We start from the raw sequence: 8724 nt of genomic DNA on the forward strand, positions 1-8724 counted from the left end.
ACGGATTTCAGGCGGCAGCGGCGGCGCGCTGTCAAACCGATCGAGCGGTCGATGCTTACACCTCGAGGATGGTACAGGCCCAGTGCATTCCCCGGCCTAGCGCGATCAGCGCGACCCGGTCGCCTTCGCTGAGTTCACCGGTGGCGAGCAGGCGGCTCAGCCCGAAAAGCTGGTCCGCCGCACCGAGATGACCGTGCTCGGCCGCCAGTTCCCGGTTGGTTCGCGCCAGTGGCACCCCGTGCGCCTGCGCCAGGGACGCCATGGACCGCTCGTTGTCGCTGACCAGGATCAGGCGCGCGAGGTCGGCGACCTTGATGTCCGCGCGCTCGCAGGCCCGCTCGGTGACCCGCACGGCCCGCTCGTCGAGGTCCCGGGCGAACTGCGCGAACTGCTCGGCGTCGTAGTCGAAGAACTCCATCACGTTCCACACGTCGCGTGCGGCAGGCGGCTCGGCGCCAGGGCCGAAGGGGGCCGCCGCGCCGCCCACGTCGAGCCGGTAGAACGGGGCGTAGCGGCCGTCGGTGGCGGCCTCCGTGGTGAGCCAGCGCAGCCGGGACTGCCCGCGTCGGGCCACGGTGGCGACCGCGCCGTCGGAGAAGACCATCGGCTGCGTGTCCATCCGGTTCCAGTACGCCTCACTGGTCCGGTTCGCGGCCACCACGAGGGCGGTGGCGTACCGCGGGTGGGTGGCGAACTTGCCCGCGACTGTGTCGAAGCTGAGCACGCCCGTCGTGCATGCCTGAGTGAGCAGCACCGCTTCGGCGTTGACCGCGCCGAGCCGGTGCGCCAGGTCGGCGGCGGCGTCCCAGTAGAGGTACTCGGTGAGGTCGGTGATGGCCAGCACCAGCAGGTCCACCTCCGCGGCGGCGAGCGTGGCGGCGTCGAGGGCTTGGCGGGCGGCCCGCTCGGCGAGGTCGGTCAGGCCAACCTCCGGCGCGCTGCGGTGCACCTGGCGGTAGCCGTATCCGAGGACCCGGTTCACGTCGTCGGTGTACTGCCCCACCACGTCCGCCACTGGTACCGCATCGCCGAGAGCCTCGCCAAAGGACACCAGCCCGAAGCTCATTATTGCCCGTCCCACCGCAGATCCTTGGATGCATACCATTGCCGGGTGCCCTCAGAGCATCTCACGCCCCTCGCCGGAACCCCGTGGCACGTGTGGCGTTCAGCGCTGCTGCGGTCGGCCGGATTCCCAGTGGCCGGGATGCAGCGGTTCGCCGCGCCCGCGCTCGCGGCGGCCGCCGACAGCTATCTCACCGGTGTCTCCGGCGCGGCCGCCTTCGAGGCCGCGTTCGACGCCGCCGCAGCGGATCTCGGCCGGGCCGTCTACGACATCGCCTGCGACGATACGTTCCGCACTGCGCTGGCCTGGCAGAATCCGGCTGTCCTGCTCGCGGTCGACGCGATCCGGCGTGACGGCCCGCACGCCCGGCGCAATCTGCGTCGACGGCACCGCGAGGAGGTCATCGCGAAATACTGGCAGCGTTACTGCCTCAAGAACGACACCGTCGGTTTCTTCGGTCCTATCTGCTGGGCAGAACTGGGCGGTCCCGGTCCCGTCGCCACGGTGCGTCCGGGTGCGGCTTTGACGCGTACCCGACGGGTTTTTCTGGAGCGGTGGGCGCTGGACGCGCTCGGCGAGGCCTTCGCCCGCGGGGAGGGTGTGCGGGACTGGCTGCCGGTGCGGCTGGCGCCGCAGCTGACGCTGCGGGACGGGGTGCTGCTGCATCCGCACCGCGCGCCGCAGGCGCTGCCGGCGGCGGCGGCCGCGCTGCTCGCTGGGGCGCAGCGGCGATCGCGCGTCGCGGACCTCGCCTCCGCGCTGGTCGCGGACCCGGCGAGCGGGTTCCGCCGCGCCGCCGACGTGTACGCGCAGCTCGACGAACTCGCCGAGCGGGGCGTGCTGCGGATCGGGTTCGACCTGCCGATCGACCTCACCGCCGAGGATGTGCTGCGCGATCAGCTCGCCGCGATCGGCGACGATCTGGTTCGCGAACGGGTGCTCGGTGAGCTGGCCACCATCGGCGCACTGCGCGACGCGGTGGCCGCCGCCGACGGCCCGGACGCCCTGGCCGCAGCGATGTCCGCACTGGAGCGGAAGTTCGTCGAGCTGACCGGTCAGGCCGCGCGGCAACACCCCGGCGAGGTGTACGCCGGGCGCACTCTGTGCCACCTGGAAACCGTGCGCGACCTGGACGTCAGCTTCGGTGACACGCTGCTGGAACGGCTTGCTCCGCTGGAGCCGCTGCTGGTGTCGGTCCGGTGGTTGACGGCGGCGATCGGCGACGCGTACGCCGAAGCGTTGGCCGCCGTCTACCGCGATTTGTCGGCCGATTCGGCCAGTGCGGATGTTCCCCTGCCCGACCTGTGGTTCCTGGCTCAGGCGGTCGTGTTCGGGGCGATCCCGCCCGGCGCCGCCGTCACCGCCGACTTCCTGGCCCGGTGGGCGAAGGTGCTTGGCCTGGCCGACGCCGATGCCGACGCCCGGGAGCTGCGGTTCGGCGCCGCCGAGCTGACCGAGCGGGTCGCCGCGGCGTTCCCGGCCACCGCGCCCGGCTGGGCCGCCGCCCGGATTCACAGCCCCGACCTGCATCTGTGCGCCCCGGACGCGGCGGCCCTGCTGCGGGGGGACTTCACCGTCGTGCTCGGCGAGCTGCACGTGGCGCTGGCCGCGTTCGACACGCACTTTTTCGCGTACGGGCACCCGGATCCGCAGCGGTTGCGGGACGGTATGCGGGCTGACCTGCCCGAGGGCCGGGTGCGGCTGCTGGCCCCGGTGGACTGGCCCCGGCACACGGCCCGCATCGCGGAATGGCTGCACGGACCGGCGGATGCGCAGCTCGGCTTCGTCAGCGCCCCCGGCGCTGACCCGGACCGGCTCGTGCCGATCACCGGCCTCACCGTGCGACCGGAAGCCGACGGCAGCCTGCGGGTGCACGCGGGCGACGGACGGCAGTGGCCGCTGCTGGAGGTGTTCGCGCCGCTCTTCGACTACCAGGTGTTGGACACGTGGAAGCTGGCCGGGAACGCGGGGCATACCCCACGTATCGTCGTCGACGGCCTCGTGCTGGTCCGGGAGACCTGGCGCACCACGGTCGGCGACACCGGGCTGCACAGGGTGAAGGGTGAGCGGGAACGCTACCTCGCGGTGCGGCGCTGGAGGCTCGCCCTCGGCCTGCCCGAGCAGATCTTCGTCCGGGTCGACACCGAGCTCAAACCCAGCTTCGTCGACCTGACCAGCGGTGTCTACACGCGGCTGCTGTGCACTTTGCTGCGCGGCGCGCACGAGAAGGGCGGCGACGGGGTCGGGCTGACCATCACCGAGTTGCTGCCCGGCCCGGGCGACGCCTGGCTGACCGACGCGGCCGGCCAGGCGTACGCCTCGGAACTGCGGCTACAGATCGTCGACCCGGCGGCGGCGCAGGTGCGGTAGCCACTCGGTCGCATCCGCCGGGGCGTCGGGGGTCTCGGTGTCGAACAGGCGCAACCGGCGCTGGCCGTAGGCGCCCAGCGACACCACGGCCAGGGCCAGCCCGGACATGACGAACGCGAACCCGAGCCCTCGGCCGGCGCCGGTCCCGATCAGGGCACCGACGCTGTCGGCCAGGGCGCCGCCCGGAGCGAACATCGGCTCCAGCACCGACCCGCTCAGCGGCACCAGTACGGCGAAGCCCAGCGGCAACGTCGCCCAGGTCAGCGTCTGGATGATCGCCAGCACCCGGCCGTGGAACCGCTGCGGCACCTTCACCTGGATGATCGACAAGTAGATGCCGTTGTGCAGGCCCAGGCCCAGTCCCACGCCGAAGCTGCCGAGCGCGACCAGCACAAGGTTCGGGCGTACGCCGCTGAGCACCAGGCTGATCGCGACCCCGAACGCGATCGCGATCAGGGCGGGCATCCGGCGCCTGGTCGGGCCGCCCCGTGCCGCGATCACGAGTCCGCCCAGGACAGCGCCCAGCGCCTCGGCGAACGCGACCGTGCCGACCTGGCCCATCGTGCCGAAGGCGAGCACCATCGGTGGCACCAGCAGGAGGCTGGCCAGGCAGAGGTTGTAGAGCGAGAAGAAGCCCAGCATGGCCCGGAACCCTGGCTCCGCCCACGTCATCCGCGCTCCGCCGATCAGCTCGGCCAGGAACGGCTCCTTGCGGCGGCGGCCGAGCAGTTTGGGAAACTTCACCGCCGCGAGCACGGTCATCGCGACGGCGTAGCTCACGATGTCGATCAGGAGTATGCCGGTCAGGTCGATCGCCGCGAGCAGGCCTGCCGCCAGCAGCGGTACCGCCAGCGAGCTGAGCCCGACGGCGAGTTGGGCGATGCCGTTGGCGTGCCCCAGGTAGCGCTTCGGCATGACCTGCGGGATGGCGGCCAGGTAGGTGATGCGTTGGAACACCGACGCCGCGCCGAGCACACAGACCAGGGTGTAGACGGCGGCCAGCCCCAGCTGATCGGTCCACAGCAGCGTGGCCAGCAGCGCCTCCGCGGTCACCGCGGCCGCGCACGCGGCGAGCAGCACCTTGCGCCGGTCGAACCGGTCCGCGACGGCACCCGCGACCGGCAGCGTCAGCAGTGCCGGGAGGTAGGCGATCACCCCGGACAGGCCGAACGACAGCATCGACCCGGTGGTCAGGTAGACCCAGACGGGTACGGCCCACTGGGTCAGCGCCGAGCCGGTGGCCGAGATCAGCTGGCTGGCGGTGAGCGCCAGGAAGCGGCGTACGCCGGGTTGCGCGCCGGCGTCGGCTGTGACGGGGTCGGCGCTGGTGGCGGCTAGTTCCCAGGCGTCACCGGCGAGCCGGTCCTGCGCGGCGCGGGGTTCGGCCAGGCGGAGATGGGTCTGGGTGACCACCTCGGCGAGCGCCTTGGCCCGCTGCTTGATGAAGTAGTGCCCGGCCTGGTCGAGGGCCACCAGCGCGGTGGATTCGCCGAGGAAGCTCCACTCGCGGTAGCGCTCCTCGTAGTACTCGGTGAGCATGTCGTGGGTACCCACGACGGAGATCACCGGCGCGGTCACCTGGAGCGGCGCAGCTTCCAGCCACTCGGTGAACTTCTCCTGCGCCTCGGCGGCCTCGCGCCGCACGTGGTGGACGAACCGGTCGACCTGGGCCTGGTCCAGGTCGGCCAGTTCGGCGCCGATCGAGCGTAGGAACGTCTCGTAACGCCGGTCCGCGCCGCGGGAGTCGACCCAGTCGACCAGGCGGCCGAGCATGTTGTCCGGCCGGGCCGTCGGGAAGACGCCGCCGGCGTAGATCGCTTCGATCGGGCGGCCCTGCTCGTGCAGCCGCCGGGCGATACCGGTCAGCAGGGCGCCGCCGACGCAGTGGCCGTACAGGACCAGCGGGCCGTGCACCCGGTCCTGGATCTCGGCCACGCATCGGTCGACCAGTTCGCCGAACGGCAGCTCTGTGTCGCTGACCCCGACGTCGTGTCCCGGGACCGCCACTGAGTACAGGGTGTGCCCGGGCGGCAGTTCGTCCGCGAGCGGCTGGTAGATGCTGGCCAGCCCGCCACCGTAGGGTACGCACACGTAGGACCGCACCCGCTGCCCCGCCGGGACCGGCTTGGTCAGTTCGTAGAGCAGCGGTCGCCGGCGCTCTTCTGTCGGGTTGTCGATCAGCGTGGCCAGGCCCTGCACGGTGGAGTGCTGGAACACGTCCATCACGCCGACGTCGATGTGCCCGTACGCGTCGCGCAGCTTGGCCAGCATTCGGATGGCCAGCAGCGAGTGCCCGCCCAGTTCGAAGAAGTCGTCGTCGAGCCCGACGTCGGTGACCCCCAGTACGTTCTGCCAGGCGGCGGCGATGGCCTGCTCGACCGGGGTGACCGGTGGCCGGCGTTCGGCGGCGGGTCTGCCGTCGTGCACGGGCGTGGGCAGCGCGGCGGTGTCCAGCTTTCCGTTGGCAGACAGGGGCAGCGCGTTCAGCGGCACGAACGCCGACGGCACCATGTATTCCGGCAGCTGCCGCTTCAGCGCCTGCCGCAGCGCGGCCTGGTCCAGGGGTTCGGTCCCGGCTGCCAGCGTCACGTACGCCACCAGGCGCTGTTCGGCGGGCGTGGCGCCGCGTACGGCGACGGCGGCGGAGCCGATGCCCGGCTGCTCGCGCAGCACGGCGATGATCTCCCCCAGCTCGATCCGCAGGCCACGCAGTTTCACCTGGTCATCGATGCGGCCGAGGAACTCCAGCGTGCCGTCGGTGCGCCAGCGGGCCAGGTCACCCGTGGCGTAGAGCCGCCCGCCGGTGTCGTCGAACGGGTCGGGGACGAACGTGCGGGCGGTGAGTTCGGGGCGGTGCAGGTAGCCCCGGGCCACCTGCACGCCGCCGAGGTGGAGCTGCCCGGCGATGCCGACCGGTACCGGCTGCGAATCCTGGTCGAGCACGTAGGTACGGACGTTACGGATGGGCCCGCCGATCGGCACCCGGGTGACCCCGGCCAGTGCGGTGGGCGTAGCCGCCCAGGCGGTGACGTCGATCGCGGCCTCGGTGGGCCCGTAGAGGTTGTGCAGCGTGGCGGCCGGGAGGGCGGCCACGGTCTGGCGGGCGAGGTCGAGCGGCAGCTCTTCGCCGCTGCACACGATCCGCCGCAGTGACCCGCACCGGGCGAGGTCGGCGGGATCGGCCGTGGCCAGGAAGGCGTCCAGCATCGATGGGACGAAGTGGACGGTGGTGACCTGCTCTTGCTCGATCAGATTCCGCAGGTACGCCGGGTCGCGGTGTCCACCGGGCTGGGCCAGTACCAGCCGGGCACCCACGATGAGTGGCCAGAACACCTCCCACACCGACACGTCGAACCCGATCGGTGTCTTGTGCAGCACGGCGTCGTCCGGTCCGAGCCCGAAGGTGTCCTGCATCCAGTCGAGCCGGTTGACGATGCCGGCGTGTTCGTTGATTACGCCCTTCGGCCGCCCGGTGGACCCTGACGTGTAGATCAGGTATGCCGCGTTGCCCGGCCCAGCGGCTGTGCTCGCAGCGGTCTCGGGCTGGTCCGGACCGGTCAGCGGCAGCACGACGCCTGGTGCCGCCAGCCCCTGCGGCACCTCGTCGGCCAGCAGCACCTCGGCGCCGGCGTCCGCGAGCATGTAGGCCAGCCGCTGCGCCGGGTAGTCCGGATCCAACGGCAGGTACGCCGCACCGGCCCGGTGAATGCCGAGCAGTCCGGCGACCAGGCGGCTGGAGCGGGGCTCGTGGATGGCGACGATCGACTCAGGTCCCACGCCGTGCGCGATCAGCCGCCGTGCCACCTGCTCGGCGGCGGCGGCCAACTCGGCGTAGGTCAGCCGGGTGTCGCCGTCGACCAGCGCGACCGCGTCCGGCGTACGCCGGGCCTGGCCGTCGAACAGCACCGCCAGGGTGGTCTGGCGCACCGGGGCGTCGGTGGCGTTCCAGCCGGTCACGACTTGGGCGCGTTCGGCGTCCGACATGATCGGCAGCGCGCCCACCCTGGTCCGCGGTGCCGCGGCTGCGGCCGTGAGCAGCAGCAGGTAGCGTTCCGCGAACGCCTCCATGGTGGCGGCGGCGAACAGTGCGGTGTTGTACTCGAGCCGCAGTTCGTTCCCGGCGATCTCCAGCGACAGGTCGTCCATGGCGCCGCCGAACGCCTCACCGCGGCCGGTCGGCAGATGGTGGAACGTGAGCTGATACAGCGGCGGTACGCCGGGGTCGCGCCGCACCGCCAGGTCCTCGACGAGCTTCTGGAACGGCATGTCCTGGTGGTCCCACGCGTCGAGCACGACGTGGCGCACCCGGCGGACCAGGGTCAGGAACGGCGGATCACCGGAGACGTCGACCCGCAGCGTCAGCATGTTCATGAACATGCCCAGCAGCGGCTCCAACTCGGTACGGTCGCGGCCCACCACCGGCATGCCGACCACGATGTCGTCGCTGCCTGAGAGCCGTTGCAGCAGCGCGACATAGGCGGCCAGCTGCACCATGAACGGGGTCGCGGCGGCCTGCTGGGACAGCTCGGGTAGCGCCTGTGCCAGGCCTTCGGGCAGGGTGCGGCGGACGTCGCTGCCGTTGAACGTGCGGGTCGGCGGGCGCGGATGGTCGGTGGTCAGCGCGTGCACGGCGGGCAGGCCGGTCAGCGTCTCCCGCCAGTAGTCGCGCAGCTGACCCCACCGAGGGCCGTCGAGGCGGTCGCGTTCCCAGGCGGCGTAGTCGGCGTACTGGATGGGCAGGTCGGGCAGGTCCGGCGCCCGGCCCGCGACGGCGGCGGCGCACAGCTCAGTCAGCTCGGTGCGCAGGTTGAGCAGGGAGGTGCCGTCAAGGATGACGTGGTGCCCGGCGAACAGCAGCCACCAGGTGTCCGCGCCGAGGCGCAGCAGCCGCGCCCGCCACAGCGGTGCGCTGTCCATCGGCAGGTCGAGGCGGGCGTACTCGGCGACGATCTCGGCGCGGGCGCGTTCCCGGTCCGGCTCGGTCAGCCCGGACAGGTCGGTCACCGGCAGCTCGATCGGCACGGTGGGGTGGATGTCCTGGTAGAGCTCGCCGTCGGTGAGGCGCAGGGTGGTGCGCATGGCCTCGTGCCGTTCGGTGACCGCCCGCAGCGCGGCGAGCGCCTGCTCCGGCCCCGCGCCCGGGGGCAGGGTGACCGCATCGGTCATCGTGAACAGCGGTTGCGCGGGGCTGAGCTGGGCGGTGAACCAGACCCGCTCCTGAGCGTAGGAGGCGGGGACGGTGTAGACGTCGCCCACCGCCGTGAGGTCGTGCCGCACCTCGGTCATGCGGT

At 72.0% G+C, this 8724-nt stretch carries 3 protein-coding genes; 1 reads left to right on the forward strand and 2 read right to left on the reverse strand.

Annotation, left to right across the window (positions count from 1 at the left end; translation table 11 throughout):
- Positions 1-55: 55 nt before the first annotated feature.
- Positions 56-1081 (reverse strand): 3-oxoacyl-ACP synthase III family protein, encoded by a 1026-nt coding sequence (locus A6A27_RS04715; RefSeq protein WP_241825069.1) that lies wholly within the window; start codon positions 1079-1081, stop codon positions 56-58.
- Positions 1082-1111: 30 nt separating this feature from the next.
- Between A6A27_RS04715 and A6A27_RS04720 the strand changes: the two genes are divergently transcribed.
- Positions 1112-3433: a lantibiotic dehydratase gene (locus A6A27_RS04720; protein WP_073833225.1), complete on the forward strand. Its 2322-nt coding sequence runs from the start codon at positions 1112-1114 to the stop codon at positions 3431-3433.
- Here the strand turns inward: A6A27_RS04720 and A6A27_RS04725 are convergent.
- Positions 3395-8719 (reverse strand): non-ribosomal peptide synthetase/MFS transporter, encoded by a 5325-nt coding sequence (locus tag A6A27_RS04725; protein WP_073833227.1) that lies wholly within the window; start codon positions 8717-8719, stop codon positions 3395-3397. The genes A6A27_RS04720 and A6A27_RS04725 overlap by 39 nt on opposite strands.
- Between the last annotated feature and the right edge of the window lie 5 nt (positions 8720-8724).

Source organism: Micromonospora sp. CB01531, from assembly GCF_001905095.1.
In the GTDB taxonomy this organism is placed as follows: domain Bacteria; phylum Actinomycetota; class Actinomycetes; order Mycobacteriales; family Micromonosporaceae; genus Micromonospora.

Bases quoted from the DNA above. Each gene is read 5' to 3' on its own strand.
- A6A27_RS04725 (WP_073833227.1), bottom strand. From the start codon at position 8,719: ATGACCGAGGTGCGGCACGACCTCACGGCGGTGGGCGACGTCTACACC.